Origin of the sequence: Rhodococcus tibetensis, from assembly GCF_024438035.1 — a bacterium.
Taxonomy (GTDB): Bacteria; Actinomycetota; Actinomycetes; order Mycobacteriales; family Mycobacteriaceae; genus Rhodococcus_F; species Rhodococcus_F tibetensis.
Genome location: NZ_JANFQF010000004.1, coordinates 77,016 through 103,350, shown reverse-complemented (window position 1 = coordinate 103,350; position 26,335 = coordinate 77,016). Strand labels below are relative to the sequence as shown.

Here is a 26,335-nt window from a genome sequence, read left to right as displayed (position 1 = left end):
CCGGCGCGGAGTCCGTTCGATCCAAAGGAACTTCATGAGCGACACCTCCCTCGCCCGCCGTCATCGGGTCGTGGTTATCGGATCCGGATTCGGTGGCCTGTTCGCCACCAAGGCGCTGAGACGGGCCGACGTCGATGTCACTCTGATCGATCGCACGACACACCACCTGTTCCAGCCGCTGCTGTACCAGCGCCAATCCTATTTCGGCAACGACCATTTCGCCGAACACGCACCCGGCATGAAGACGATCGACGACGCCCTCGAGCTGCGCGGCCACATCCTGGGCGCATTCGAATGCGCCGAGGTGAGCACCAATCCCGCCGAGCGGGAGCGACTCCTGACGTTCGTCGTGGTCGGCGCCGGACCCACCGGAGTCGAGATGGCAGGAGAGATCGCCCAGCTTGCGCACCGCACGCTCGCCGGCGCGCCTACCGCACCATCGATCCCCGTGACGCGCGGATCATCTTGCTCGACGCGGCGCCCACGGTGCTCCCGCCCTTCGACGAGAAGCTGCGTGGAGCTGCCGCCGACACGCTGGAGGATCTCGGAGTCGAGATCCAGCTCGGCCCGATGGTGACCGACGTGGACCATGACGGACTCACCGTCCGCGACCAGGACGGTGCCGAGCGGCGGATCGAGGCCGCCTGCAAGATCTGGTCCGCCGGTGTCGCAGCCAGTCCCCTGGGCCGGCAACTGGCCGAACAGACCGGCACCGCCACCGATCGTGCGGGCCGCGTCCTCGTCGAACCCGACCTCACCCTCCCCGGCCACAGCAACGTCTTCGTCGTCGGGGACATGATGAACCGCGACGGACTTCCCGGCGTCGCGCAGGTCGCGATCCAGGGCGGCCGCTACGCCGCCCAGCTGATCGCCGCGGAGGTACGGGCACACTGCTGGAAGGGTCGCGACAAGCCCGAACGCGCCCCGTTCCGCTACGCCGACAAGGGCAGCATGGCCATGATCTCCCGCTTCCACGCGGTCGCGAAGGTCGGCCGCCTCCAACTGACCGGGCCGCTCGCCTGGCTGCTCTGGCTCCTGATCCACCTCGTCTACATCGTCGGTTTCAAGAGCCGGCTCGCCACCGCCCTGTCCTGGATCTGGTCGTTCCTGGGCCGGACCCGGGGGCACCTCGCGGTCACGGAACAACAGGTGGTCGCGAGGACGGCGATCAACCGGCTCGATGCCTGGGAGGATTCCCGGGCGGTACCCGAGACGGCAACGGCCTCCGCACGGTGAGTACCTTCGCCTCCGTGCCTGCTTCCGCTCTCACCGTCGGCATCGACGTCGGTGGTACCAGTATCCGAGCCTGCGTCGTCGACGAGACCGGCGAGGTACTCGACTCCGTACAGGCGCCGACTCCACATTCGGCGAGAGCCCTCGAGGACGCGCTCGACCGTGCCGTACGCGAGCTCGCGGGGCGCCATCCGGTTTCGGCCGTCGGACTCGCGGTGGCGGGATTCGTCACCCCGGACCTCACCACGGTGCGCTTCGCCCCGCACCTGCCGTGGAAGAACGTGCCGGTGGCGCGTGATCTACGCGAACGGCTGGGACTGCCGGTAGTCCTCGAGCACGACGCCAACGCCGCGGCGTGGGCGGAGCACCGGTTCGGCGCTGCCGCCGGTGGTCGCAACGTCGTGCTGGTCGCGATCGGCACGGGTATCGGCGCCGCTCTGCTCATCGACGGGACGCTCTACCGTGGCAGTCACGGCGTCGCGCCCGAACTGGGCCACCTCCAGGTGGTACCCAATGGACGGCCGTGTCCTTGCGGCAAGCGAGGCTGCTGGGAACGGTATTGCAGTGGAACGGCTCTCGTGGACACGGCGATCGAACTCCTGGCCGCCGACCCGACGCGTTCGACGGTGCTCGCCCGCGAAGTGGTTAGTGACCCGGGATCGCTGACCGGTCGTCGTATCGCGAGTGCCGCGCGCGACGGCGACCCGCTCGCCCTGCGCACCATGGAGGAGTTCGCACAGTGGCTGGGCCTCGGACTTGCCATGGTCGGTGACGTCTATGACCCCGATCTCGTGGTCGTGGCGGGTGGTGTCAGCGGTTCCGCGCCGCTGTTCCTCGACCGCGCCCGGGATGTCTATGCCTCTCGCGCAACGGGTTCCGGGAACCGACCGCTCGCTCGCATCCGGGAAACGCAACTCGGCGAATCGGCACAGCGGGTCGGGGCCGCGACGATGGCCAGGGATGCGCTGCTGCACTTGTGACCGCCCTGTTTTCGGCGAGCAGGGCACTCCCAACGCGACGACCTCGAGACGATCTATTCGCTCGGGCTGACGGGTGCCGAGATCAACGCGGGTGGCTTACTCCCCACGCCGCACCTTCGCGTGGACGACCTGCTCTCCGGCGCGGTGCCAAAAGAGGAATACCTGCAGGTGTTCGCCGAGACCGGCGTGGCACTACGTCGGGACCTTCGTCTGTCAGCGCTGTGCATGCGCCGGTGAGTGGTTGACGCGTCCAGAGACTCGTCAACCACTCACCGGCAGTGGAGCCGCCTCGCGTCAGTGCGTCGCGATGGTGGCGCTACCTGCCCCCGCCGCTGCGGTAGGTTCGCCGGCCCCCAGTCGATCTTCCAGTTCCTCGAGACTGCGCCCTTTGGTTTCCGGGACGAAGCGGTAGACGAAGTACACCGAAGTGAGGTTGATCAGGACGAACAGGCCGAACGTTCCGGTCGACCCGAGTGCCGAGTTCAGGATGGGAAAGACGAACGAGATGAGAGCGTTGGCGGTCCAGAGCACAAACACTGCGATCCCCATGGCGAATCCGCGGATGGCCATCGGAAAGATCTCCGAGAGCAGCAGCCACACGCACGTCCCGATGAAGCACTGAACGAAGGCGACGAACACCATCATCGCGGCCAGGATGATGTAGCTACGTCCCGTCGACGACGGCAGGAGGAACACCAGCGCCAGCGCGGCCTGCGAGGATGCCACTCCGATGAATCCGGTCAGCAGCATGCGTCGGCGGTTGACGAAGCCGAGCAGAATAATTCCGACGATCGTCATGATCACCGACGTCACGCCCACCGCGATGGTGGCGACCAGCGAGGCACTTACTCCCAGCCCGCTCTGCTCCAAGATGGTCGGCGCGTAGTAGTTCACCGTATTGATGCCGGTGGCCTGCTGCACGATGGCCAGACCACAACCGATCCAGAGGATGCGGCGCATCCACGGGAAGTCGCGCAGATAGTGGACGGCTCCACTTACCTTCGAGTTCCGGTCGCGTTCGGCGTGACAAGCAATGGTCGCGTATTCCTCGGTCGCTTCGGCTGCGCTCCTGCTCAGTTCGAGAGTGCGGCGGGTTTCAGTCAACCGGCCCTTCGAGGCATACCAGCGCGGAGAGTCCGGAAGAGCGAGCATCCCCAGCAAGAGCAGGACTGCCGGGATCGAGGCGATGGCGAGCATGTACCGCCAGACGGCCGGGTCCTCGATCAGATGGTCGAGGAGGGCGTTGACCGAGAACGCGAGCATCTGACCGGTGACGATCATCAGTTCGTTGATGGTCACCATCCGGCCCCGTCGCTCCACCGGTGCCATCTCGGCGAGGTAGAGCGGGCAGGTGACGGCGGCCGCGCCCACACCCAGCCCGAGGATGATCCTGGCGAGGACCATGATCTCGACGTTAGGCGCGGTGGCGCAGGCAAGGGCGCCGACGAGGAAGAGACCCGCGCAGACGAGGAGGGTGCGCTTACGGCCGAGCCGATCCGACAGACGGCCGCCCAGCAACGCACCGACCGCTGCACCGGGAAAGAGAAGGGAACTCACGACAGTGGCTTCGCCGACCGCGCTGAGCTCCAACTCATCCTTCATGTACAGCAACGCACCAGAGATCACGCCGGTGTCGTATCCGAACAAAAGGCCGCCGAGGGTGGAGATGATGGTGAGCTTCGTGAGGAATCGCTTGTGGCCACCCTCGTTGCCGGGGGCGTCGCCGCCCCCGCTCCGATTCGCAGCCGATTTGGTCGTCAACATCAGGTGTTCAGCCTTTCTGGGGAAGCATCTCATCACGCGTGTCGGATCACCGTGCCGAGACAGGAGCGAATGCGGACTGCGCCGGTATCGAATCGCGTGGGTGCGCTGGCTCGTATCACTCGCGGGAGCGCTGTTTTCCCGGATCTAATGCGCTTCACTAACGCGCTTCAGTTATCTACTATGATGTGAATCACAGAGGGTGTCAAGAGGTGGTCCCGAAATGCGTGAGAGCGTTCACCTCAGACCCAAGTAGTCCCCTCAGACGCAAGGCAAAGGAGATGGAGATGCCCGAAGGGCGCGCCGCGGTTGAGGTCGGTACGGAGGGACCGGTCACCGGCCCGCACAGGCGACCGACGATGGCCGATGTCGCGAATCGGGCAGGAGTCTCGCGGACCCTGGTATCGCTGATCTTCAGCAACAAGCCCGGAGCCTCCGACGAAACCCGGGAGCGTGTCCTGCAGGCCGCCGACGAGATCGGTTACCGACTCGACCGCGCAGCGCGCATGCTCGCGCGCGGCCGCAGCCGCACCCTAGGCGTCCTCATCGACGTCCAGCAACCGTTCCAGGCAGATCTGATCGGAACGATCTACGCCGAGGCCGAGGCCGCTGGCTACGAGGTCCTTCTCTCGGCGAGTGCCCCCAACCGGGACGAACGCAAGGCGATCGAGGCACTCCTGAGCCATCGCTGCGAGGGCCTGATACTGCTCGGACCGCTTGCGGAGGCCAGTTTCATTCGCACTCTGGCGAATCGAGCGGTCGTCACGGTCGTAGGCCGCGCACTCCCCCACAGCAGTGTGGATACCGTGCGCACCGCGGACGCGAAAGGCATCAGGCAGTCAGTAGATCACCTGGTCGAACTCGGGCATCAGGACATCGCGCATGTCGACGGCGGCGCGGACCCTGGCTCACCCGAGCGACGTCGCGCCTACGTGGCGGCGATGCGCAAGCACGGCCTGTCCGCCCACCAGCGCGTCATACCGGGTCGGCACACCGAGGACGCCGGTGTCACCGCGGCGAAGATCCTGATGTCCGAGAATCGGCTGCCTACCGCCGTCCTCGCGGGCAACGACCGCTGCGCCATCGGACTCATGGACGCGTTCACCCGAGCGCACGTCGACGTTCCCGGCGACATCTCGATCGTCGGCTACGACGACAGCCACCTGTCCCAGCTTTCCCGCATCGATCTCACCACCGTCCGGCAGGACAGCGACGGACTAGCAAGGCATGCAGTGCAGTTCGCGGTCGGACGTCTCGAGGACGAGACGATCGAGCCCCAGGACTTCGTGATCGAGCCGCACCTGGTGGTACGCGGCACCAGCGGCCCCGTACGCGCCTGACAAAACTCCACCCTGGACGGGAGGCCACGCCTCGCTTACGATGTCTTATTGTCAAGACAAAGGAGCAGGCATGCCACTCATTCGCTTGGATGTCATCGAAGGCCGATCGGCCGCCGAAATTACCACCCTCCTCGATGCCGTCCACGACGCGGTGGTCAAGGCCTTCGAGGTGCCCGACCGTGACCGCTACCAGGTGGTGAGCAGTCATCCGGCGCAGGAGATGGTGGTCCATGACACCGGACTCGGCATCGAGCGCACCCGGGACGTCGTGCTGATACAGGTCACCAGCCGACCGAGGACCACAGTGCAGAAGGAAGTCTTCTATCGCACCGTGGTCGAGCTACTCGACACGAACTGTGGCATCAGCGCGAACGACGTGATGGTGTGCATTACCGAGAACTCGGACGCGGACTGGTCGTTCGGCAACGGCGAAGCACATTTTCTCACCGGCGCATTGTGATCACATGGCCTGATCGTCCATCGCGGCGAACGACCGGCCGCCCGATCGGTGTCGTCCGCGAAGGTCATGCGAGGGAGTCGCGCAGGTCAGCCGACCGCCCGCAGCTGGGCGGCCAGTCGCATCGCCGCGTTGGCATCGCCATAGCCCTCGTACCCGCCGATCCGCTGCACCACTTCGAAGAACAGATCGGCGCCCACTGTCCTGGTGAACAGGTGGAAGAACTCACCGTGCGCATCGGCGTCGTACATAATGCCCGAACCACTCATCCGGTCGAGCAGTTCCCGGGACAGCCCGAACCGAGCCTCGAGGTCGTCGTAGTAGTTCGGCGAGATCGACAACGGCTCGAAACCGTTGGACTGCATGGTGGCCGCGGCCGTGAAGATGTCGCTGCACGAGAACGCCACGTGGCTGATGCCACCACGCCTGGCCGCGGCGATATGCGAATTGCCGGACGCGGCACCGGGCACCATGTTCAGTGAGATACGCAGCGGCCGGTTGACACCTTCGGCGCCCGTCTGGTCCATCGTGAGCGCTTGACTGCGCATCATCCCGACCGCGTCGGTGACATCGAGCCCCTCGTGCGGCGCCATCGCGAACACCGAACGCAGCAGCAGCATGATGCCGTCCCAGTTGTCGGACGGCACCGCAAGGGCCACATGGTCCACACCCGTGAACACGGGAACCTCGTCCTGCCATCGCGATTCGGTGGGATACAGGTCGAACGCCGACTGCCACGACGCCGCACTTCCGGGCCCGCGCAGGTCCAGCGACGTCGCATCGGTGATCTTCAGTCGCACCACATCGGATTCGGGGGCCGAGTCCACACCGGGCAGCTGTACCTCGTGCACCGGTACCTCGAGTGCCGCCGCCCGATCACCCCACGCGTCGGGATCGCTCGACCGGATCCCGATCTGGGTGAGCACCGGCAGGTGTGCAGGCAGACCTGGGGCGGTCCACACGGTACCCGCCGTGGCATCGACGATGATGGTCAGCGGGCCGTGCCGCCACAGCTGGAGGTCGTGGTCGCGATGACGACCGGCGAGTTGGAACCCAATGTGCTGCAATGCCTGTCGCAGGTCGGATTCCTTTCCGGGGCCCGCAGCGAGGCGCAGTGACACGATTCCTTCGAGCGGCGCGCGGGGCGGCGGCTGGAAGAGGACGCGTCCGTTGGCGAGCTCTTCGTCGCCTTCTGCCAGAACCCGACCGACTTCCTCCTGGAGATACAACAGCGAACGATGAGCATCGGCCGCCGTGCGACCGGTGGACGACTGCCGGAACGTGTCGTTGAAGATCTCGAGCGACCACGGCCCCTGGTACCCGGCCGAATGCACGTGCGCACCGAACGCAGCGAGGTCGAAGTTGCCTTGTCCCGGGAAGTTTCGGTGATGCCGGCTCCACTGCAGGACATCCATCGACAGGCGGGGCGCGTCGGCGAGCTGGAGGAAGAAGATTTTCTCGCCCGGGATGTCGCGGATACCGGACGGGTCGTCGCCGCGCGAGAGGATATGGAAGCTGTCGAGACAGGTTCCGAGGGCGGGATGGTCGGCGTCCGCCACGATCTTCCACGCATGACGGTAGGTGTTCACGTGCGTTCCCCACGCCAGCGCCTCGTAGGCGATCCGCAGTCCACGGGCGTGTGCACGTTCGGCGAGGGTGCGGAGTTGCGCGGTGAGAAGGCCGTCGTCGCGCACCGCCTCCGGCAACGGCGACGAGCAGACCAGCAGGGTGTTGCAGCCGAGCTGCTCCATGATGTCGAATTTGCGCTCGGCCCGTACCAAATTGCGGGCGAAGGTCGCGTCGTCCGCCGAATCGAGGTCACGGAACGGCTGGTAGAGATCGAGCGTGAGCCCGAGGTCCGCTGCGCGGCCGGCGAGTTCCCGTGGCGACCACGGCGAACTCACGAAGTCGGGTTCGAACACCTCGAATCCGTCGAAACCCGCTGCGGCGATCGCTGCGACCTTCTCCTCCAGCGAGCCGCTGAGGGAGACGGTGGCAACACTGGTCCGGATCCGCTCTGCCACGCCGTCCTCAGCCCTTGTTGCAAATGAAGTCGACGGCCAATCCGTATCCGAGGATTCCCAGCCCGGCGATCACGCCGGTGGCAATGCCGGAGACGTACGAGTGGCGCCGAAATTCTTCGCGGGCATGCACGTTGCTGATGTGCACCTCGACCAACGGCACCGCGAGAGTGACGAGTGCATCGCGCAGGGCCACCGAGGTGTGTGTGTAACCACCGGGATTGATCACCACACCGGACGCGGTGGTTCGCGCTTCGTGCACCCAGTCGATCAGTTCGCCCTCGTGGTTGGACTGACGAGCCACGATCTCCCGCCCGGCCCGCGCAGCCGAGGTGCGGCAGAGCTCGACGACGTCGTCCAGCGTCTCGTGTCCGTACACCTCGGGCTGGCGTTGCCCGAGCAGGTTCAGATTGGGGCCGTTCAGAACGAAGATCGGTCCTGGAGCTGTCATCGCGCGCTTTACCTCCGTATGTACGAACTAGTGAATTAGTCCGCACTCAGGATACAGCGCACCTCCGCCTACGCGGACTTGTCCCGGCGTTCCCCACGATCGGGCTTGCGCGGAACGATTGTCGGCAAGACGTTGTCGTTGACCGTTTCGGCGCTGACCACGACCTTCTCGACGTCGTCGCGACTCGGGATGTCGTACATGACCGGAAGGAGGACTTCCTCCATGATCGCGCGGAGACCACGAGCACCGGTACCGCGGAGAATCGCCTGATCGGCGATGGCCTCGAGCGCGTCCGTGGTGAACTCCAACGCCACGCCATCCATGTCGAAGAGCCGGTTGTACTGCTTGACCAGTGCGTTCTTCGGCTCGGACAGGATCTGGACGAGCGATTCCTTGTCGAGGTTGGTAACCGAGGCCACCACAGGCAGACGGCCGATGAACTCGGGGATCAGACCGAACTTGATGAGGTCTTCCGGCATGACCTCGGCGAAATGGTCCTGCGTGTCGATCTCCGCCTTCGAACGCACCTCGGCACCGAAGCCGATTCCGCGCTTGCCGACACGGTCGGAGACGATCCGCTCGAGTCCGGCGAACGCGCCGGCCACGATAAAGAGCACGTTGGTGGTGTCGATCTGGATGAATTCCTGGTGGGGGTGCTTGCGCCCGCCCTGCGGGGGCACGCTCGCCTGCGTTCCTTCGAGGATCTTCAGCAGCGCCTGCTGCACGCCTTCACCGGAGACGTCGCGGGTGATCGAGGGGTTCTCGCTCTTGCGGGCGATCTTGTCGACCTCGTCGATGTAAATGATGCCGGTTTCGGCGCGCTTGACATCGTAATCGGCGGCCTGGATGAGTTTGAGCAGGATGTTCTCGACGTCCTCGCCGACGTAGCCCGCCTCGGTGAGTGCCGTGGCGTCCGCGATCGCGAAGGGGACGTTGAGCATCTTCGCCAAAGTCTGAGCCAGGTAGGTCTTTCCGCAGCCGGTGGGGCCGAGCATGAGGATGTTCGACTTCGCCAACTCGACTGTCTCACCACGCGCGTCACGACCCTTGTCCCCGGCCTGGATGCGCTTGTAATGGTTGTAGACGGCGACAGCGAGCGTCCGCTTGGCAGCGTCCTGGCCGATCACGTAATTTTCGAGAAAGTCCCGGATCTCGGCAGGCTTCGGCAGCTCGTCGAGCTTCACCTCGCTGGACTCGGCCAGCTCCTCTTCGATGATCTCGTTGCAGAGGTCGATGCACTCGTCGCAGATGTACACCCCAGGCCCCGCAATGAGCTTTTTGACCTGCTTCTGGCTCTTACCGCAGAAAGAGCACTTGAGCAGATCCCCGCCGTCACCGATGCGTGCCATCTCGTCAGGTCCCTACTTCCTTCGTTTACGTGCAACCACCGTATTCCGACGACACGCGTGCTGCGTACCCATCGAAAAACGAAAGCCCGTTATGTGACCGTACCCGCAGATCGCGAGCGAGGTCGACTGGTTGTCGGTGATTCGCTCACCGATCTTCCGGGAACGCCAGCCTTACCGAGGCCGCGCCCGGCTCGTCGCAACTCCGCCCTCGTGGCGTGTCGTCCGAGCCGGGGCGGCAGAAAATCACTTCTGGGCGCTGAGTTTGCGGTACTCGAGCACGTCGTCGATGATTCCGTATTCCTTCGCCTCTTCAGCGGTGAGGATCTTGTCGCGGTCCGTATCCTTGCGGATCACATCCGGCGTCTTGCCGGTGTGCTTCGACAGGGTCGTCTCCATCAGACGGCGCATGCGCTCGATCTCGGCTGCCTGGATCTCGAGGTCCGACACCTGACCCTGAATGCCACCCGAGGCCGGCTGGTGGATGAGGACGCGAGCGTTCGGCAGAGCCAACCGCTTTCCGGGCGACCCGGCCGCCAGCAGCACGGCCGCGGCCGAAGCCGCCTGGCCCAGGCACACCGTGGTGATGTCGGCGCGCACGTACTGCATGGTGTCGTAGATCGCCATCAACGAGGTGAACGAACCACCCGGAGAGTTGATGTACATCGTGATGTCGCGATCGGGGTCGAGCGACTCCAGGACGAGCAGCTGAGCCATCACGTCGTTGGCCGAGGCGTCGTCGACCTGGACGCCGAGGAAGATGATGCGCTCCTCGAACAGCTTGTTGTACGGGTTGGACTCTTTGACGCCGTAGCTCGAGTGCTCGATGAACGACGGCAGGATGTAACGCGACTGCGGGGCGGCGGGCGCCTGGCCTCCCAGGCTGCGGGGATCGAACAGGTTGGTCATCAGTTCTCCAAAGGATTTGTGAGAGCGGTCAGTGAGGAAGCCGGACTGCTACAGCCCGGTCCCGCCCGCCTGCGCCGCGCGGGAGACGACGTGGTCGACGAAGCCGTATTCGAGAGCCTGCTGTGCGGTGAACCAGCGGTCGCGATCCGAATCGGCGGTGATCTGCTCGACGGTCTGACCGGTGTGCTCGGCGATCAGCTCGGCCATCTCGCGCTTGGTGTGGGCGAACTGCTCGGCCATGATCGCAATGTCACTGGCGGTGCCACCGATACCGGCGGACGGCTGGTGCATCATGATCCGGGCGTGCGGGAGGGCGTAACGCTTGCCCTTCGCGCCGGCGGAGAGCAGGAACTGACCCATCGAGGCGGCAAGACCCATTCCGAAGGTGGCAACGTCGCACTCCGCGAACTGCATCGTGTCGTAGATCGCCATTCCGGCGCTCACCGAGCCGCCAGGCGAGTTGATGTAAAGGGAGATGTCCCGTTTGGGATCCTCTGCCGACAGCAGCAGGATCTGAGCGCACAGCTTGTTCGCGATGTCGTCGTCGACCTGGGTACCGAGGAAGATGATGCGCTCGCGCAGTAGGCGCTCGTACACCGAATCGCTGAGGTTCAACCCAGCGGTGGCTGAAGTCATGGCGGGACTCTGCAAAGTCTCCAGGTGATTGGAAGTCACGGTACCTGCCTTCTCCGTAAATCGTTGATTGCTGACACAGACACTAACGAAGTAGGGCGGCACCGGAGTCCCGGTGCCGCCCTACTTCGCTCAAAGCGGAAAACACGTTACCGCCGAACATGCGGGAAACACCCCGCGACCAGCGTTAGCTCTGGTCTTCGCCCTCGGCGGAATCCGCGGCGGCCTCGTCGGTTTCGGTCTCGCCGTTGCCGAACAGTTCGGCGGTGTCCACGATGGCACCGGTCGTATCGGTGACGGTGGCCTGCTCGACGACACCGGCGAGTGCTTTGCCGCGGCGCACGTCGGCGAAGACGGCGCCGAGCTGACCGGCCTGCTGGATCTGCTGGATGAACTGCTCCGGAGCCATGCCGTAGCGCTGGGCCTGGAACAGGATCCGCTCGGTGAGTTCGTCCTGGCCCACTGTGACGTCGGACGCGTCGGCGATGGCATCCAGCAGCAGCTGGGTCTTCACCGAGCGCTCGGCGCTCTCCGTGGCATCCTTGTCGAACTCTTCGCGGCTGCTGCCCTGCTCCTCGAGAGCCTTGTTCAGGGCGTCCTCGTCGTGATCGAGGCCGTGCACGGCGTCGTGGAGTGCGGCATCGACCTCGGCCTTGACTACGGCCTCGGGCAGCGGCACCTCGACGGTCTCCAGCAACGTCTCGAGGACCTTGTCGCGGATCTGACCGGCCTGCTCGACCTTGCGAACGCGTCCCACGCGCTCACGCAGGTCGGCCTTCAGCTCGTCGAGGGTGTCGAACTCGCTTGCCAGCTGAGCGAATTCGTCGTCCTCGGCAGGCAGCTCGCGCTCCTTGACGGTGCCGACGGTGACGGTGACGACGGCTTCCTTGCCCGCATGGTCACCGGCGACGAGCGTCGAGGTGAACTCCTTGGACTCGCCGGCCTTGACGCCGACGACGGCGTCGTCGAGGCCCTCGATGAGCTGACCCGAACCGACCTCGTGCGACAGTCCGCTCGCGGTGGCCTCGGGAACGGCCTCACCGTCGACGGAGGCCGACAGGTCGATGGAGATGAAGTCGCCGTCCTGAACGGGACGGTCGACGCCGGTCAGGGTGCCGAAGCGCTGACGCAGCGACAGCAGCTGCTCCTCGATGGCCTCGTCGGTGATCTCGATGGGATCGACGGTGACGCTCAGCTCGCTGTAGTCGGGCAGCGTGATCTCGGGACGGACGTCGACCTCGGCGGTGAACTCGAGGAGCTCGCCGTCCTCGATCTTCGTGATCTCGATCTCGGGCTGACCGATCGCCTTCACCGCAGCCGTGGTGACAGCCTCGGAGTAGCGGGACGGGAGTGCGTCGTTGACGACCTGCTCCAGGACGGCTCCACGTCCGACACGAGCTTCGAGCAACTTGGCCGGTGCCTTACCCGGACGGAAGCCGGGGAGACGGATCTGTTGCGCGAGGGCCTTGTAGGCCTTGTCGAAATCAGGCTTGAGCTCCTCGAAGGGCACCTCAACGTTGATACGGACTCGCGTCGGGCTGAGCTGCTCGACGGTGCTCTTCACGGACTGGCTCCTTCGTGTGGTCGTGCTTGTTACTGTGCGGCAGTTGCCTGCCCTGTGGTTCTGGTCGGGGTGACAGGATTTGAACCTGCGACCCTCCGCTCCCAAAGCGGATGCGCTACCAAGCTGCGCTACACCCCGGTCCTAGCAGGCTCTCGCCAACCTCGCGAGGACCCGAGGAAGAATCCTACGGCCCCCCGATTATGAAATCCAAAGCGGGATTGGGTACAGTCTGACATCGCAGACGACATGCATGGCGATCCCAGGTTGTCGTATGCACGGGGATGTAGCTCAATGGTAGAGCCTCAGTCTTCCAAACTGATTACGCGGGTTCGATTCCCGTCATCCCCTCCACTCAGGAGCGTTTCCCCAGCGGGAGCGCTCCTTTTTTCGTGGTCCGGAGACCAGCCTGCCGACCACTGATTTATGACATGCATCACAAAGCCGAAGACGCCCGTTCCGAGGTCCCGGGGCGTTCACCCAACGCGTAATCCCCGGTTTCATCGGTACGCTGGGGTTGTCCGATTCGTCCTGGTGACGGCCGCTCAGCCGCTTGGAGGCTCTCGTGGAACTGCTACTCATCCTCGTGATCGTCGCGGCAGTCGGATTCCTTGTCGTGCGAAGCCGGAGCACCCGGGCGGGGCAGGCAGCGAACCAGCTCGAGGACGCCGAAGCGGACGCCCGGCAGGCCATCGAGCGTCTCGGCGGGCAGGTCTACAACCTGGTCGGTTCGGACGACGCGTCCAAGCAGGCGCTGGCCGACGCGTCCGAGCGTTACAACGCGGCCGGATCGCAGATCGATCAGGCCAGCACCCCGGTGCAGGCGCGTCTCGCCAAGCAGACCGCCCTCGAAGGCCTGTATTACATCCGTGCCGCGCGCATCGCGATGGGGATGGATCCCGGTCCCGAGATTCCCACGCTCGAGGGCCAGAAGGTGGCCGGCCAGGTCACCGAGGACCGGGAGGTCGACTTCGAGGGACGGCAGGTCGCCGCGTCACCGAATCCCTCGTCGAAGACGCCCAACTTCTACCCGGGCGGTCGCGTCGCGGGGCGTCCCGTCCCCGCGGGCTGGTACTCGGAGCCATGGTGGAAACCGGCGCTCATCGCAGGCGCCTGGGGCGTCGGATCGATGTTCTTGTTCTCCGCGATGTTCACCGGAATGTCGGGTGTGGCGTACGGCGCCCAGGACTGGGAGAGCGGTCGGGGCGACGCCGCCGCCGATGCCGGAGACACAGGCGGTGACGGTGGAGACGGCGGGGACACCGGCGGGGACATGGGCGGGGACACCGGCGGGGACGGCGGTGGGCTGATGGACTTCGGCGGCGACGGCGGCTTCGGGTTCGACATCTGAGCCGACTGTCTCCGCGTGACAGCTTTCAGGTCAGGACGGCTGGCAGGTGGGACACCAGAAGAGGTTGCGCCCCTTCATGACCGAATGGGCGACCGGTGTTCCGCAGATCCGGCACGGCGCGCCGGCCCGGCGATAGACGTAGGTTCGGGGACGCCCCTTCGCATAGGGCGGTTCGCCGTGGTCGTCCTCGGGCCTGACCACATGGATCTGGCCGCGCCGCACTGACAGCTTCATGAGGTCGACGAGATCGGCCCACACTGCGTCCCACTCGTCGTGGGACATCTGGCGACCGGGCCGCTCAGGGTGGATCGAATGCCGGAACAGCACCTCGGCCCGATAGACGTTACCGATTCCTGCGACTACGGCTTGGTCCATGAGCAGAGCTCCGATCGCCGTCTTCGACGAAGAGATCCGATTCCACGCCTTCTCGGGATCGGCGTCCTTGCGGAGTGGATCCGGTCCCAGGCGCGCTTCGAGCGCCGCGACCTGGAGTTCATCGTGCAGTTCACATGCCGTCGGACCGCGGAGGTCGGTGCCGAATTCGGCACCGACCATCCGCATCCGCACCTGGCCCACCGGCGGCTCCATCGGAACAGGGGCCTCGGTGAAAGCGCCGTAGAGCCCGAGGTGGACGTGGACGGCGAATCCGCCCTCGTAGTGGTGCCAGAGATGTTTGCCCCACGCCTCCGCCTTCACGAGCACGCGCCCGTCGAGGATCGCTGCCTCTTCCGCGAATCTGCCCTGCGGGCTGGACACCCGCACCGGCGCACGGCCGAACCGGCGCTGGTGCAGGCGCGCCAGCCGATGAAGCGTGGGGCCCTCAGGCATCGGTGTTCTCTCGTCAGGCCTCAGGCAGTGCCGGGGCGACGCCGGTCTTCTCGTACTCGGCGAGGATGTCGATCCGGCGCTGGTGCCGCTCCTCGTTCGACCACTCCGTGGTGAGGAAGGCGTCGACCATCGCCAGAGTCTCCTCGAGCGAGTGCATGCGTCCGCCGATACCGATCAACTGTGCGTTGTTGTGCTGACGCGCCAGTTGCGCCGTCTCCACGCTCCACGCCAGCGCGCAGCGGGCGCCGGGGACCTTGTTGGCTGCGATCTGCTCGCCGTTGCCGCTGCCGCCCAGAACGATGCCGAGACTGCCCTCGTCCTCGACGACCCGGCGAGCCGCCTCGATGCAGAAGGCGGGGTAGTCGTCGACGGCGTCGTAGACGTGAGCACCGCAGTCGACGGCCTCGTGACCGGTAGCGGTGAGGTGTTCGATGATCTCGTTCTTACGTTCGAATCCGGCATGGTCGGCACCCAGGTATACGCGCATGACTGGTGATTCTGTCAGGCGACGCCGGCGAATCGTGTCACGACCCCGGGACGCCTATCGTGATCAGCATGTATCCCGACAACGGACAGAATTGGGGACACGTGCATCCGGGACACCGGCCGCCGCCCGTGCAGCCGCAGTGGAACACCGGAATGGGGTGGACGCCTCCCCCGTTGCCCGCTCCGGGGCTGATGCCGAACGACCGTCCCGCGAGGCATTCGTGGGAGATCCCGCTCCTGGTGTGCGCCGTCGCCCTGACGGTGGTGGCCTACGCCGCGGCGATCGTGTCGCTCGTACTCGGTGTCGTCTCCACCTGGGTCCTGATTGTGCTCGTCGCCCCGATTCTCATCGCCATCGGCCGTGGGCAGTTGTACGGCTCGCAACAGGTGAACGGCATCAAGATGACACCCACCCAGTTCCCGGACGGGTACCGCTTGGTGGCGGAAGCGGCGGCTCGGTTCGGTATGGCCGAACCTCCCGACGCGTATGTCGTCCTCGGGAACGGCCGGATCAACGCATTCGCGTCCGGGCACGGATTCCGCCGTTTCGTCGTGGTGTACAGCGACCTCTTCGAGATCGGCGGGGAGGCCCGCGAACCCGATGCCCTCGCTTTCATCATCGGCCACGAGGTGGGGCACATCGCTGCGGGTCACGCCTCCTACTGGCGGCAGCTGGGGCAGTTCGCGGCCAACTACATTCCCGTCGTCGGATCAGCACTGTTCCGGTCCATGGAGTACACGGCCGACAATCACGGCTTCTGCGTCAGACCGCAGGGGGCTCGCGGCGCGATGGGTGTCCTCGGTGCGGGAAAGTACCTCGTCAGCGTCGTCGGCTTCGACGAGCTTGCCGATCGGGCCACCACCGAACGCGGGTTCTTCCCGTGGTTCGTCAACCTGCTGTCGGGGCATCCGGTTCTCACCTGGCGCGCGGCGGCGCTGCGAAACCGCACCCGACACGGTCATCTCTTCGTCAAGCCCGGCCAGATCTACCGCGATCCGCAGCAACTGCAATACGCGATCGACCCGGCCGGACCCGCCCGGATGTGAGCGTGGTTCAGTCGAACTCGGGATCTTCGGTGCGCGTGCGCTTGAGCTCGAAGAAGTGCGGGTAGCCGGCCAACGCGACCGCGCCGTCCCACACCTTGCCTGCGTCCTCACCGCGCGGAATGCGTGACAGCACCGGGCCGAAGAACGCGACCCCGTTGACGTGGATCGTCGGTGTACCGACATCCGGTCCCACGGCGTCCATTCCGGCAGCGTGGCTCTCGCGCAACGCGGTGTCGTACCGGTCCGATTCGGCTGCGTCCGCGAGCTCGGCCGGCAGCCCTACCTCGGCGAGAGACTTGACCACGACGTCAGCGAAATCCTTGTTGCCTTCGTTGTGGATCTTCGTGCCCATCGCCGTGTACAGGGGCAGCAGGATGTCGTCGCCATGCTGCTGCGCAGCGGCGATCAGCACCCGGACCGGTCCCCACCCTTTGTCCATCAATTCCTGATACTGCTCGGGCAGTTCCCGGCCCTCGTTGAGGACCGCCAGGCTCATCACGTGAAAGTTGGCCTCGATGTCACGGACCTGTGTGACCTCGAGGATCCATCGGGACGTGATCCAACACCACGGGCACAGCGGGTCGAACCAGAAATCAGCAGTGTCCTTCGCGGTTCCAGCGTTCGTACCAGCACTCACGTGATACTCCTTCTCGATCATGTCGTCAGCCCATTCCAGGTCTACGGGTAGTCAACACGCAGGTGCGGCGAATCCTTCCCGCCCGCCCCGCGCACGGCAGTAGGGTCGAGGTGATCAGCCAGTGGCATCGGCTGGAAGGGAGTTTCCCATGTCTTCCACTCGTACGTTCGTCGTTGTCGGCGGTGGTCTCGCAGGCGCGAAAACCGCGGAGGCCCTGCGCGCCAGGGACTTCGACGGCGCGGTCGTCCTCCTGTCCGAAGAGGACCATCTCCCCTACGAGCGGCCTCCACTGTCGAAGGAACACTTCGCGGGCAAGAAGGTCCTCAGCGATTTCATCGTGCACCGCGGCGACTGGTACCGCGACCACCATGTGGATCTGCGACTCGGCACCGCTGCCACCGCGCTGGATCTCGCCGGCCACACCGTGACTCTGCCGGACGGTTCGACCCTCGCCTACGACAAGCTGGCACTCGCCACCGGATCGCGGTCTCGCCGGCCACCGATCTCGGGCTCGGATGCTGCCGGTGTCCACTATCTCCGCACTGTTGACGAATCTGACGCTCTCATCGAAGCAGTAGCCGACCGGGGCCGACTGGTCGTGATCGGTGCCGGCTGGATCGGGCTCGAAGTCGGCGCGTCCGCGCGGGAACGGGGCGCCGATGTCACGCTGGTGGAGGCCGCGGAGGTTCCGCTCGGCAACTCGATCGGCCCCGAGATCGGCACAGTCTTCGCGGAACTGCACCGAGAGCACGGCGTCCACCTGCATCTGGCCACGAAGGTCGAGGAAATCGTGGTCGAGAACGGCCGGGCAACCGGGGTGCGACTCGGTGACGGCACCGTGCTGCCCGCCGACGCCGTCCTGGTGGCCGTCGGCGCCGCCCCCAACGTCGAACTCGCCGAGCAGGCCGGACTCGACGTCGCCGGCGGTGGCGTGCTCGTCGACGCGGGACTGCAGAGCAGTGACCCCGACGTCGTCGCGGTGGGCGACATCGCCGCGCAACTGCATCCGCGGCTCGGAACTCGTATCCGGGTCGAGCACTGGGCCAATGCACTCAACCAGCCCGCAGTCGCCGCCGCCACGATGCTCGGCCACGCGGCGCAATACGACAACCTTCCGTACTTCTTCACCGACCAGTTCGACCTCGGTATGGAGTACGTGGGATACGCACCGCACGGTTCCTACGACCGGGTCATCGTGCGCGGCGACTACGCCACCCGCGAGTTCGTTGCTTTCTGGCTCGATTCCGGCAACCGGGTGCTCGCCGGGATGAACGTCAACATCTGGGACGTCACGGATCAGATCAAGCAACTGGTGTCCTCGTCGTCCCCGGTAGACCCCGACCGCTTGGCCGATCCGGCGGTCCCCCTGGCCGACGTCTCCGGTTAACGACGCGAGCCCAGTCGTGATGGGATGGCAGCATCGAGTACGAGCATCGCCGCCCATCACGAGGAGACCTTTGTGGCCCCACCGAACCTGACCCGCGAACAGGCAGCCGAGCGCGCCCGGCTGCTGACCGTCGACAACTACCTCATCGAACTCGACCTCACCGACGGAGCAGGGAAGCCCGGTGTGCAGACGTTCAGCTCACGCACCACCGTCACCTTCGCGGCTACCGCAGGATCATCCACGTTCATCGACATTATCGCGGCCCGTGTGCATTCGGCCACCTTGAACGGCTCCCCCGTCGACGTGTCGGACTACGACGAGTCCACCGGCATCGCACTCACCGATCTGACCGAGACCAACGAACTGGTCATCGAGGCCGACTGCGTCTACTCCCACACCGGTGAGGGAGTGCACCGATTCGTCGATCCCACCGATCAGACTGTGTACCTGTACTCCCAGTTCGAGACGGCCGACGCCAAGCGTATGTTCGCCTGCTTCGATCAGCCGGATTTGAAGGCGACGTTCGATGTGCACGTCACCGCCCCCACCGATTGGAAGGTGATCTCGAACTCCGCCGCCGTCGAGACCGTCGAGGCCGAGCCGGGACGCCACCGCTTCCGCACCACCCCGAAGATGAGCACCTACCTGGTCGCGCTCATCGCCGGACCGTACGCCGAGTGGACCGACACGTACTCCGACGAGCACGGTGCCATTCCGCTCGGAATCTTCTGCCGCGCCTCGCTTGCCGAGCACATGGACGCCGAGCGTCTGTTCACCGAAACGAAGCAGGGCTTCGACTTCTATCACCGCAATTTCGGAACGCCCTACGCGTTCGGCAAATACGATCAGCTCTTCGTGCCCGAGTTCAACGCGGGGGCAATGGAGAACGCCGGTGCCGTCACCTTCCTCGAGGACTACGTGTTCCGGTCCAAGGTGACCCGAGCATCGTACGAGCGTCGGGCCGAGACCGTACTGCACGAGATGGCGCACATGTGGTTCGGTGACCTCGTCACCATGCGCTGGTGGGACGACCTCTGGCTCAACGAGTCATTCGCCACCTTCGCGTCGGTACTGTGCCAGAGCGAGGCCACCGAGTACACCAGTGCGTGGACGACTTTCGCCAATGTCGAGAAGTCGTGGGCGTACCGTCAGGACCAATTGCCGTCCACTCACCCCATCGCCGCAGACATCCCCGATCTCGCCGCCGTCGAGGTAAATTTCGACGGCATCACCTACGCCAAGGGCGCGTCCGTCCTCAAGCAGCTCGTCGCCTACGTCGGACTCGAGCCGTTCCTCGCCGGGCTGCGGGACTACTTCCGCGAGCACGCGTTCGGCAACGCGACATTCGACGACCTGCTTGGCGCGCTCGAGAAGTCCTCGGGCCGTGACCTGTCCGACTGGGGTGCGCAGTGGCTCAAGACCACGGGCCTCAACATCGTGCGCCCCGACTTCGAGGTGGACGCCCAGGGTAAGTTCAGTCGCTTCAGTGTGATCCAGGAAGGTGCCACACCGGGTGCCGGCGAGCGTCGCGTGCACCGCATCGCCGTAGGAGTCTACGGCGATCGAGACGGCAAGCTGGTGCGTACGCATCGAGCCGAACTCGACCTCGAGGCCACAGAACGCACCGAGGTCGCCGAACTCGTGGGTGTGGAGCGCGGGCAACTGATCTTGGTCAACGACGACGACCTCACCTATTGCTCGGTCCGGCTCGATCCGGACTCCCTCGCCACGGTCATCGAGCGGATCGGAGACATCGCCGAATCCCTCCCCCGCACCCTCGTCTGGTCTGCAGCGTGGGAGATGACACGTCAGGCCGAGCTGAAGGCACGGGACTTCGTCGCTCTGGTGCAGCGCGGCATCAGCGCCGAGACCGAGGTCGGTGTGGTGCAGCGGCTGCTGATGCAGGCTCATACCGCACTCGGAAGCTACGCCGACCCCGAGTGGGCGAAGGAGCACGGTTGGCCCGACTTCGCGAACCGGCTTCTCGAGCTGGCCCGGGAGGCCGAGGCGGGATCGGACCACCAGTTGGCGTTCGTCAACGCGCTGACCGGTGCACACCTTTCGGCCTGGCACACCGAGGTCCTGCAGGAATTGCTCGACGCCGAACCGGACACCGTCGGACTGCCCGGCCTCGTAGTCGACACGGATCTCCGCTGGCGGATCGTGGGGGCACTCGCCGGAGCCGGTGAAATCGATGCCGACGGCATCGAATCGCCGTTCATCGACGCCGAGGCCAAGCGCGACCCCACGGCGGCAGGCGCCCGCCAGGCTGCGGCGGCAGCCACCCTCCGGCCCCAGTCGGCCGTCAAAGAGCAAGCATGGACCAAGGTGGTCGGCGACGACTCCCTACCGAACATCACCGCCCGAGCCATCATCGGCGGGTTCTCCGGACCGGGCCAGTCGGACCTGCTCGAGCCGTACGTGGCCCGCTACTTCGCGGATATTCCCGCGGTGTGGGAGCGGCGGTCGAGCGAAGTGGCACAGACCGTCGTGGTCGGCCTGTACCCGTCCTGGTCGATCAGCGAGAAGTCGGTGACCGCGGCCGACGACTTCCTGGCCGGTGATCACCCGCCCGCCCTGCGCCGGCTGGTGGTGGAAGGCCGCGCGGGCATCGTCCGCTCCCTGGCGGCACGCAAGTTCGACGCGAGCTGATCCTGTCGCGGGGCGACTGGATCTCTCGACGCGTCAGATGCGTCGGAAGGTCCGTTCGCCCCGCTGGGGACCAGTGTCAGTCCGGGAGGATCGGCACCGAAACGCCCTGGTCCCGGCCGAGTAGCACGGCGCGGGTGACGGCCGACGACCCGAAACGGTCGCGGACGCTGTCGAGCGTGGTGTCGAGGGCACTGCTGGAATACGGGTCGAACGGCAGTGCCAGCTGCTGGGGGCAATCGTCCTCGAGGTTCGCGACCGCGACACCGACGAGGGTGATTCCCTTCGACTCGATCGTGGGCATCGCCTTGTCGAGCAAGCCGCGGGCCGAGACGAGGATGGTCTGCGTCTGCGCCGTAGGCTGCGAGAGGGTATGCGAGCGTGTCACCCGGGTGAAGTCGTCGAAACGAAGGCGAAGCACAACCGTCCTGCCTACCCGCCGACCGCGGCGGAGCCGACTCGTCACCCGGTCGACCAAGGTGACGAGGGCGGCATCGACGTCCTCCCGTGACTTCGGCCGCCGTCCGAGGGCGTGCTGGGCGCCCACCGATCTCCGCCTGCGCCCGACCTCCACCGGACGCGGGTCGCGGGCCCACGCGAGCGCGTGCAGGTGATGACCCGCGGCGGGGCCGACGATGGTGACCAACACCTCTTCCGGATAGTGGGCCAACTGCCCGACGGTCGCGATCCCGGCGTCGCGGAGCTTGCCGGATGTGACCGCACCGACGCCCCACAGCCGTTCGACCGGCAATGGATGAAGGAACTCGAGTTCCCGATCGGGCGACACGTGCAGCAGGCCGTCGGGCTTTCCCACTGCACTCGCGACCTTTGCGAGGAACTTGGTGCGGGCGACGCCGACAGTGATCGGCAAGCCCACCTGCTCGCGAACCTCGTGACGCAGTCGTGTGGCGATCTCGACCGGAGTTCCCGCAATCTTGCGCAAACCGGCGACGTCGAGAAAAGCCTCGTCGATCGACAGGCCCTCCACGAGCGGGGTGGTCTGCGCGAACACCTCGAATACCGCCTTGCTCGCGGCCGCGTACGCCGACATGCGTGGACGCACCACGACGGCATGCGGGCACAGACGAAGCGCTTGGGACCCGCTGCCGGCCGTCCGGACCCCGTAGGCCTTCGCTTCGTAGCTGGCCGCCAGTACGACACCGCCGCCCACGATCACCGGGACACCACGCAGGCTGGGGTCGTCCCGCTGTTCCACCGATGCGTAGAACGCATCGAGGTCAGCGTGCAGGATGGTCGCGTCCGGACCACTCGAGATCCGGGGGCGCGAAGACGACGACACGAACATATGTTCGCATCGACCACCGACAGAAGTCGAGCGTCCTCGTCAGAGAAGGTGCCGACGCGTCGTCGACACCCGCTGACACACCGACGGCCCGGCAGCTGAGATGCGCTGGATTACGGCGAGGAGATCGCCGCGCTCATCACCCGGATGGCGCTGACGAGCCCGTCGATCAGGTCGCCGTCCCCGAACGACGCGACAGCGGCGGTAGCACCGAGCTGAGAGACACGATCGGTCACACGATCGGCTACCGCGACACCGCTGCGGATCTCGACCGTTCGCTGGTTCGGCGAGACTGCGATCAGAACGGAACGCTCTGCCTCCGGCGTACTCGGGAACAGCGCGTCGGCTCCGACAGCGGTGTCGACGCCGAGATCACCGATGTAAGCGTTGAACCGCACCTTCGTCATCCGAGTGCCCTCGGTGAGAGCATCGTCGAGGCGCACGAGCTCGTCCGTCGTGAACGGCAGGTCGTCCTCGAAAGGCTCGCCCGCGCGGTGCACGCCCGAGACCCGGCCACTCGCCGTCACAACGCTGCCCACGGGCAGATCCTCTTCGGATACCCGGGACGCGGGAATCAGGTCACCACTTGCCACTTGCCCTGCCTCCAATCAGATCTGCCGAGCCGGCCACAGCGGCATGGCGCCCGCCGAGATGACCATGGGTGGTCACCTCGTCGACGGCACTCCACAGCACGGGTGCGTGCGTCCATTCCTCACCGAGGTGGAACGCAGGCGGCACAGGACCGGGCGTCTTCTTACCGACGAATGACATCGCCGCGAAGAAAGCGGTGATCAACGCCGGAATTCCTACGAATATCAGCACTGTCTCGAGAATGCTCACACGGCAAACGGTAGCCGAGAACCGAGCGAGGCGAAGCGTCAGGGCCGAAGTTCTTCTCCCGTGGCCAGCCGGGAGGTCAGGCCGCGCCTTCGCCCAGGTAGGGCATCCACGAGGGATGGAGATCCTTGGTGGACGCCAGCAGCCGCCAGTGCGGTCCAGAGGGCGGTACCAGGGCGGCCCGGAGCGTCCATCCCAGTTCGCTGAGGAGCTTGTCCGCCTTGCGGTGGTTGCAGGGCGCGCAGCAGGCGACGCAGTTCTCCCACGAATGCTCGCCGCCGCGGCTGCGCGGCACGACGTGATCGACGGTCTCGGCCTTGGCCCCGCAGTACGCGCAGCGGAACCGGTCGCGGTGCATGAGGGCTGCGCGGGTCATCGGGATGCGGGCCCGATAAGGAACGCGGACATAGTTCCGGAGTCGGATCACGGACGGTACCTGCACGGACCACTGCTCGGAGTGCACGACCGGCGCCTGTGGATCTTCGTGGACCGTGTCGGCTTTTCCGCAGGTCATGAGGACGACTGCGCGTCGGGCCGGGAGGGCGGTGAGCGGTTCGTAGGTGACATTGAGCAGCAGCACCCGGCGCTTGATCCAGAGGGGTACCGCGTGCTCGACCGGGAAAGAAGGCCCTGCGCGCTGCGCGGAGCCTTCGGTAATCACTTGTAGTGCAAACGCCCCTGATACCTCGGCACTCCGGGCATCAGTGGGCACAAGTTGTCGGTGCGCGCGGGCGCTGTGTCGATTCTTCATGCGACCTCCGAGAGATTGCCACCAAGTGCATCATGAAATGCCTGCTCGTGCACGCCCATTTTTCGACAAACTTGCAGGGACGGCGGATGAACGGACGGTGACACCACCGTGGGACCGCCCTCCCGGGTGGGCCGGGGTATCCGCCGACGCGAGGTGCCGGGAGGCACGTGCACAATGGAAGACGCCATGACTGACGTGCAGCAGACCTTCTACGAGGCGGTGGGCGGAGCGGAGACGTTCCGCAAGCTCACCGCGCGGTTCTATGAGGAAGTCGCCAAGGACGACATCGTGCGACCCCTGTACCCCGAGGAAGATCTGGGTCCGGCCGAGCGCCGGATGCGGATGTTTCTCGAGCAGTACTGGGGTGGACCGCACACCTACTCCGACGAACGGGGGCATCCGCGCCTACGGATGCGCCACAACCCGTTCAAGATCGGTCCCCTCGAGCGCGACGCCTGGCTGCGGTGCATGCACACGGCCATCGCATCGATCGATTCCGACACCCTGGACGACGCGCACCGCCGTGCCCTGACCGACTACATGGAGATGGCTGCGGCGTCGATGGTGAACTCCGCATTCTGAGCTCCGCCGCGTCGATTACGCCGGTCGAGTCGTGGCGCGCACGAACCTTTGGCACGATGGGCGTTTGTGAGTACTCCCGCCGAAACGTCCGCCGACGACATGCAGCCGGCACCCTGGTGGTCCGAAGCGGTCTTCTATCAGATTTATCCTCGATCGTTCGCCGACGCGAACGGTGACGGTGTCGGCGACCTCCGAGGTGTACAGGAGAAGCTGGGTTATCTCGAACTGCTGGGTGTCGATGCCCTATGGCTGAGCCCGGTAATGCGCTCCCCCATGGCCGATCACGGTTACGATGTGTCCGATCCCCGCGACATCGATCCGTTGTTCGGGGACGTAGCCGCCATGAACGAGTTGATCGAGGCCGCGCACGCTCGCCAGATCAAGGTCACGATGGATTTGGTGCCCAACCACACGAGCGTCGAGCACGAGTGGTTCCTGGCGGCCCTCCAGGCGTCACCGGACAGCCCCGAACGTGACCGCTACATCTTCCGCGACGGCCGGGGACCGGATGGCTCCGAACCGCCGAACAACTGGCCGAGCATCTTCGGCGGTCCCGCTTGGACGAGGATCACCGAACCCGATGGTCGGCCCGGGCAGTGGTATTTGCATCTGTTCGCCGCGGAACAGCCCGACCTGAACTGGAACAACCCCGAGGTATTCGAGGACCTCGAGAAGACACTCCGGTTCTGGCTCGACCGGGGAATCGACGGATTCCGGATCGACGTCGCCCACGGAATGGCCAAACCCGAGGGCTTGCCGGACCACGACTGGGACACCAATGCACTTCTACAGAATTCCGACGACGACCCGCGGTTCAACCACCCCTCCGTCCACGACATCCACCGCGGGATCCGGAAGATCTTGAACGAGTACCCCGGCGCCATGGCGGTCGGTGAGATCTGGGTGCGCGACAACGTGCGCTTCGGTGAGTACATCCGCCCCGACGAGCTGCATCTGGGCTTCAACTTCCGCCTTGCCGAGGCCGAATTCTCGGCGGAATCCGTACGCGAGGCCATCGAGAATTCCCTGGCGGCGGTCGTCCAGGTGGGTGCAACGCCCACCTGGACGCTGTCCAACCACGACGTCGAACGGGAGATCACTCGCTACGGCGGCGGTGCGATCGGCCTCGCCCGCGCCCGCGCCATGGCGCTGGTAGAGCTGGCGCTGCCCGGCGCCACGTTCATCTACAACGGTGCGGAGCTCGGGCTGCCCAACGTGGACCTTCCCGATTCGGCCCTGCAGGACCCCGTGTGGGAGCGTTCCGGACGCACCGAACGAGGACGTGACGGGTGCCGCGTCCCGCTCCCCTGGGAGGGTACCGAACCGCCGTTCGGCTTCACCACCACCGGCACGGCCACCTGGCTTCCGATACCTGCGGAGTGGTCCGCACTCACGGTGGAGGCCCAGCTCGAGGATGTCACCTCGACTCTCTCCCTTTACCGTGCTGCACTCGAACAGCGCGCGTTCCGTCCGGAATTTTCCGGTCCGGGCGTCGACTGGTACGGAAGTCCTCCCGGTTGCTTCGCGTTCCGCCGCGGCGGCGGCCTGATCTGTGCGCTCAACGCCACCGACGCGCCGATCTCGTTGCCCCCGGGCGAAGTGCTCCTCAGCAGCGCTCCCCTCGTCGACGGTCAGCTCCCCCCGAACGCTGCTGCGTGGCTCATCTGACGCACACACCCGCCGTCGCGGCCGTAGTCGCCGCCTCGATCTTGTTCGGACCACAGGAACGGCCCAGGCCCTGGCGTCCCGTTCTCTAGGGTTCGATCTCGGCCCGCTCGCTGTCGG

23 protein-coding genes, 2 tRNA genes and 1 pseudogene are annotated in these 26,335 nt (G+C 65.7%); 11 read left to right on the top strand and 15 right to left on the bottom strand.

Features of this window, described 5'->3' with window-relative positions; genetic code table 11:
* Positions 1-34: 34 nt before the first annotated feature.
* Together NOF53_RS06115 and NOF53_RS06110 are read left to right on the top strand one after the other, a co-directional pair.
* Positions 35-1,236 (top strand): annotated as a pseudogene (locus NOF53_RS06115) (NAD(P)/FAD-dependent oxidoreductase).
* Positions 1,233-2,213: an ROK family protein gene (locus tag NOF53_RS06110; protein ID WP_255966410.1), complete on the top strand. Its 981-nt coding sequence runs from the start codon at positions 1,233-1,235 to the stop codon at positions 2,211-2,213. Before NOF53_RS06115 ends, NOF53_RS06110 begins: the two are co-directional and overlap by 4 nt.
* Positions 2,214-2,507: 294 nt before the next feature.
* On the opposite strand, the gene NOF53_RS06105 is transcribed toward NOF53_RS06110, so the two are convergent.
* Positions 2,508-3,977 carry a sugar porter family MFS transporter gene (locus NOF53_RS06105; protein ID WP_255966409.1) on the bottom strand — a complete coding sequence of 490 codons (1,470 nt, stop codon included), beginning with the start codon at positions 3,975-3,977 and terminating at the stop codon, positions 2,508-2,510.
* Between the two features lie 284 nt (positions 3,978-4,261).
* On the opposite strand from NOF53_RS06105, the gene NOF53_RS06100 reads away from it, so the two are divergent.
* Both NOF53_RS06100 and NOF53_RS06095 read left to right on the top strand, forming a co-directional pair.
* Entirely contained in the window at positions 4,262-5,314 is a 1,053-nt protein-coding gene (locus NOF53_RS06100) for a LacI family DNA-binding transcriptional regulator (protein ID WP_255966407.1), read from the top strand.
* Between the two features lie 70 nt (positions 5,315-5,384).
* A complete protein-coding gene (locus NOF53_RS06095) occupies positions 5,385-5,774 on the top strand; it encodes a tautomerase family protein (RefSeq protein WP_255966406.1) in 390 nt (129 codons plus the stop codon).
* A gap of 86 nt (positions 5,775-5,860) precedes the next feature.
* On the opposite strand, the gene NOF53_RS06090 is transcribed toward NOF53_RS06095, so the two are convergent.
* The 7 genes from NOF53_RS06090 to NOF53_RS06060 form a co-directional block, all read right to left on the bottom strand.
* Positions 5,861-7,795, bottom strand: a complete 1,935-nt coding sequence (locus NOF53_RS06090) for a bifunctional sugar phosphate isomerase/epimerase/4-hydroxyphenylpyruvate dioxygenase family protein (protein WP_255966405.1) — start codon at positions 7,793-7,795, stop codon at positions 5,861-5,863.
* Positions 7,796-7,802: 7 nt separating this feature from the next.
* A complete protein-coding gene (aroQ, locus tag NOF53_RS06085) occupies positions 7,803-8,243 on the bottom strand; it encodes a type II 3-dehydroquinate dehydratase (protein WP_255966404.1) in 441 nt (146 codons plus the stop codon).
* Positions 8,244-8,311: 68 nt separating this feature from the next.
* Positions 8,312-9,592, bottom strand: coding sequence for an ATP-dependent Clp protease ATP-binding subunit ClpX (gene clpX / locus NOF53_RS06080; RefSeq protein WP_255966403.1), 1,281 nt, complete (start codon positions 9,590-9,592; stop codon positions 8,312-8,314).
* Between the two features lie 243 nt (positions 9,593-9,835).
* Positions 9,836-10,498: an ATP-dependent Clp protease proteolytic subunit gene (locus NOF53_RS06075; RefSeq protein WP_255966402.1), complete on the bottom strand. Its 663-nt coding sequence runs from the start codon at positions 10,496-10,498 to the stop codon at positions 9,836-9,838.
* Positions 10,499-10,546: 48 nt separating this feature from the next.
* Entirely contained in the window at positions 10,547-11,134 is a 588-nt protein-coding gene (locus NOF53_RS06070; protein ID WP_255966401.1) for an ATP-dependent Clp protease proteolytic subunit, read from the bottom strand.
* 184 nt (positions 11,135-11,318) lie between these two features.
* Positions 11,319-12,695 carry a trigger factor gene (gene tig, locus NOF53_RS06065; protein ID WP_255966399.1) on the bottom strand — a complete coding sequence of 459 codons (1,377 nt, stop codon included), beginning with the start codon at positions 12,693-12,695 and terminating at the stop codon, positions 11,319-11,321.
* A gap of 61 nt (positions 12,696-12,756) precedes the next feature.
* A tRNA-Pro gene (locus NOF53_RS06060) sits at positions 12,757-12,833 on the bottom strand.
* A 139-nt stretch (positions 12,834-12,972) separates the two neighbouring features.
* On the opposite strand from NOF53_RS06060, the gene NOF53_RS06055 reads away from it, so the two are divergent.
* Together NOF53_RS06055 and NOF53_RS06050 are read left to right on the top strand one after the other, a co-directional pair.
* Positions 12,973-13,046 (top strand) — tRNA-Gly (locus NOF53_RS06055).
* A 211-nt stretch (positions 13,047-13,257) separates the two neighbouring features.
* Positions 13,258-14,043: a DUF1542 domain-containing protein gene (locus NOF53_RS06050; RefSeq protein ID WP_255966397.1), complete on the top strand. Its 786-nt coding sequence runs from the start codon at positions 13,258-13,260 to the stop codon at positions 14,041-14,043.
* 30 nt (positions 14,044-14,073) lie between these two features.
* On the opposite strand, the gene NOF53_RS06045 is transcribed toward NOF53_RS06050, so the two are convergent.
* Entirely contained in the window at positions 14,074-14,871 is a 798-nt protein-coding gene (locus NOF53_RS06045) for an Fpg/Nei family DNA glycosylase (RefSeq protein ID WP_255966396.1), read from the bottom strand.
* 13 nt (positions 14,872-14,884) lie between these two features.
* Positions 14,885-15,358: a ribose-5-phosphate isomerase gene (locus NOF53_RS06040; RefSeq protein WP_255966394.1), complete on the bottom strand. Its 474-nt coding sequence runs from the start codon at positions 15,356-15,358 to the stop codon at positions 14,885-14,887.
* A 152-nt stretch (positions 15,359-15,510) separates the two neighbouring features.
* Between NOF53_RS06040 and NOF53_RS06035 the strand changes: the two genes are divergently transcribed.
* A complete protein-coding gene (locus tag NOF53_RS06035; protein ID WP_509908951.1) occupies positions 15,511-16,404 on the top strand; it encodes a M48 family metallopeptidase in 894 nt (297 codons plus the stop codon).
* Positions 16,405-16,411: 7 nt separating this feature from the next.
* Here the strand turns inward: NOF53_RS06035 and NOF53_RS06030 are convergent, their stop codons facing one another.
* Complete coding sequence (locus NOF53_RS06030) at positions 16,412-17,062, bottom strand: mycothiol-dependent nitroreductase Rv2466c family protein (protein ID WP_255966391.1); 651 nt, start codon at positions 17,060-17,062, stop codon at positions 16,412-16,414.
* A gap of 127 nt (positions 17,063-17,189) precedes the next feature.
* On the opposite strand from NOF53_RS06030, the gene NOF53_RS06025 reads away from it, so the two are divergent.
* Complete coding sequence (locus NOF53_RS06025) at positions 17,190-18,428, top strand: NAD(P)/FAD-dependent oxidoreductase (RefSeq protein ID WP_255966389.1); 1,239 nt, start codon at positions 17,190-17,192, stop codon at positions 18,426-18,428.
* 72 nt (positions 18,429-18,500) lie between these two features.
* Positions 18,501-21,080 (top strand): aminopeptidase N, encoded by a 2,580-nt coding sequence (gene pepN / locus NOF53_RS06020; protein WP_255966387.1) that lies wholly within the window; start codon positions 18,501-18,503, stop codon positions 21,078-21,080.
* Between the two features lie 76 nt (positions 21,081-21,156).
* Here the strand turns inward: pepN and dinB are convergent, their stop codons facing one another.
* From dinB to NOF53_RS06000, 4 genes are all read right to left on the bottom strand, one after another.
* Positions 21,157-22,383 carry a DNA polymerase IV gene (gene dinB, locus NOF53_RS06015; RefSeq protein ID WP_255966385.1) on the bottom strand — a complete coding sequence of 409 codons (1,227 nt, stop codon included), beginning with the start codon at positions 22,381-22,383 and terminating at the stop codon, positions 21,157-21,159.
* Between the two features lie 110 nt (positions 22,384-22,493).
* Positions 22,494-22,973, bottom strand: a complete 480-nt coding sequence (locus NOF53_RS06010; protein WP_255966383.1) for a DUF5130 domain-containing protein — start codon at positions 22,971-22,973, stop codon at positions 22,494-22,496.
* Complete coding sequence (gene ctaJ, locus NOF53_RS06005; protein WP_255966381.1) at positions 22,960-23,220, bottom strand: aa3-type cytochrome oxidase subunit CtaJ; 261 nt, start codon at positions 23,218-23,220, stop codon at positions 22,960-22,962. The genes NOF53_RS06010 and ctaJ overlap by 14 nt, the downstream gene beginning before the upstream one ends.
* A 76-nt stretch (positions 23,221-23,296) precedes the next feature.
* Positions 23,297-23,878: an HNH endonuclease gene (locus NOF53_RS06000; protein WP_374212573.1), complete on the bottom strand. Its 582-nt coding sequence runs from the start codon at positions 23,876-23,878 to the stop codon at positions 23,297-23,299.
* 276 nt (positions 23,879-24,154) lie between these two features.
* On the opposite strand from NOF53_RS06000, the gene NOF53_RS05995 reads away from it, so the two are divergent.
* Positions 24,155-24,550 carry a globin gene (locus tag NOF53_RS05995; RefSeq protein ID WP_305086522.1) on the top strand — a complete coding sequence of 132 codons (396 nt, stop codon included), beginning with the start codon at positions 24,155-24,157 and terminating at the stop codon, positions 24,548-24,550.
* Between the two features lie 66 nt (positions 24,551-24,616).
* Complete coding sequence (locus tag NOF53_RS05990; protein ID WP_255966378.1) at positions 24,617-26,218, top strand: glycoside hydrolase family 13 protein; 1,602 nt, start codon at positions 24,617-24,619, stop codon at positions 26,216-26,218.
* Positions 26,219-26,335: the final 117 nt, after the last annotated feature.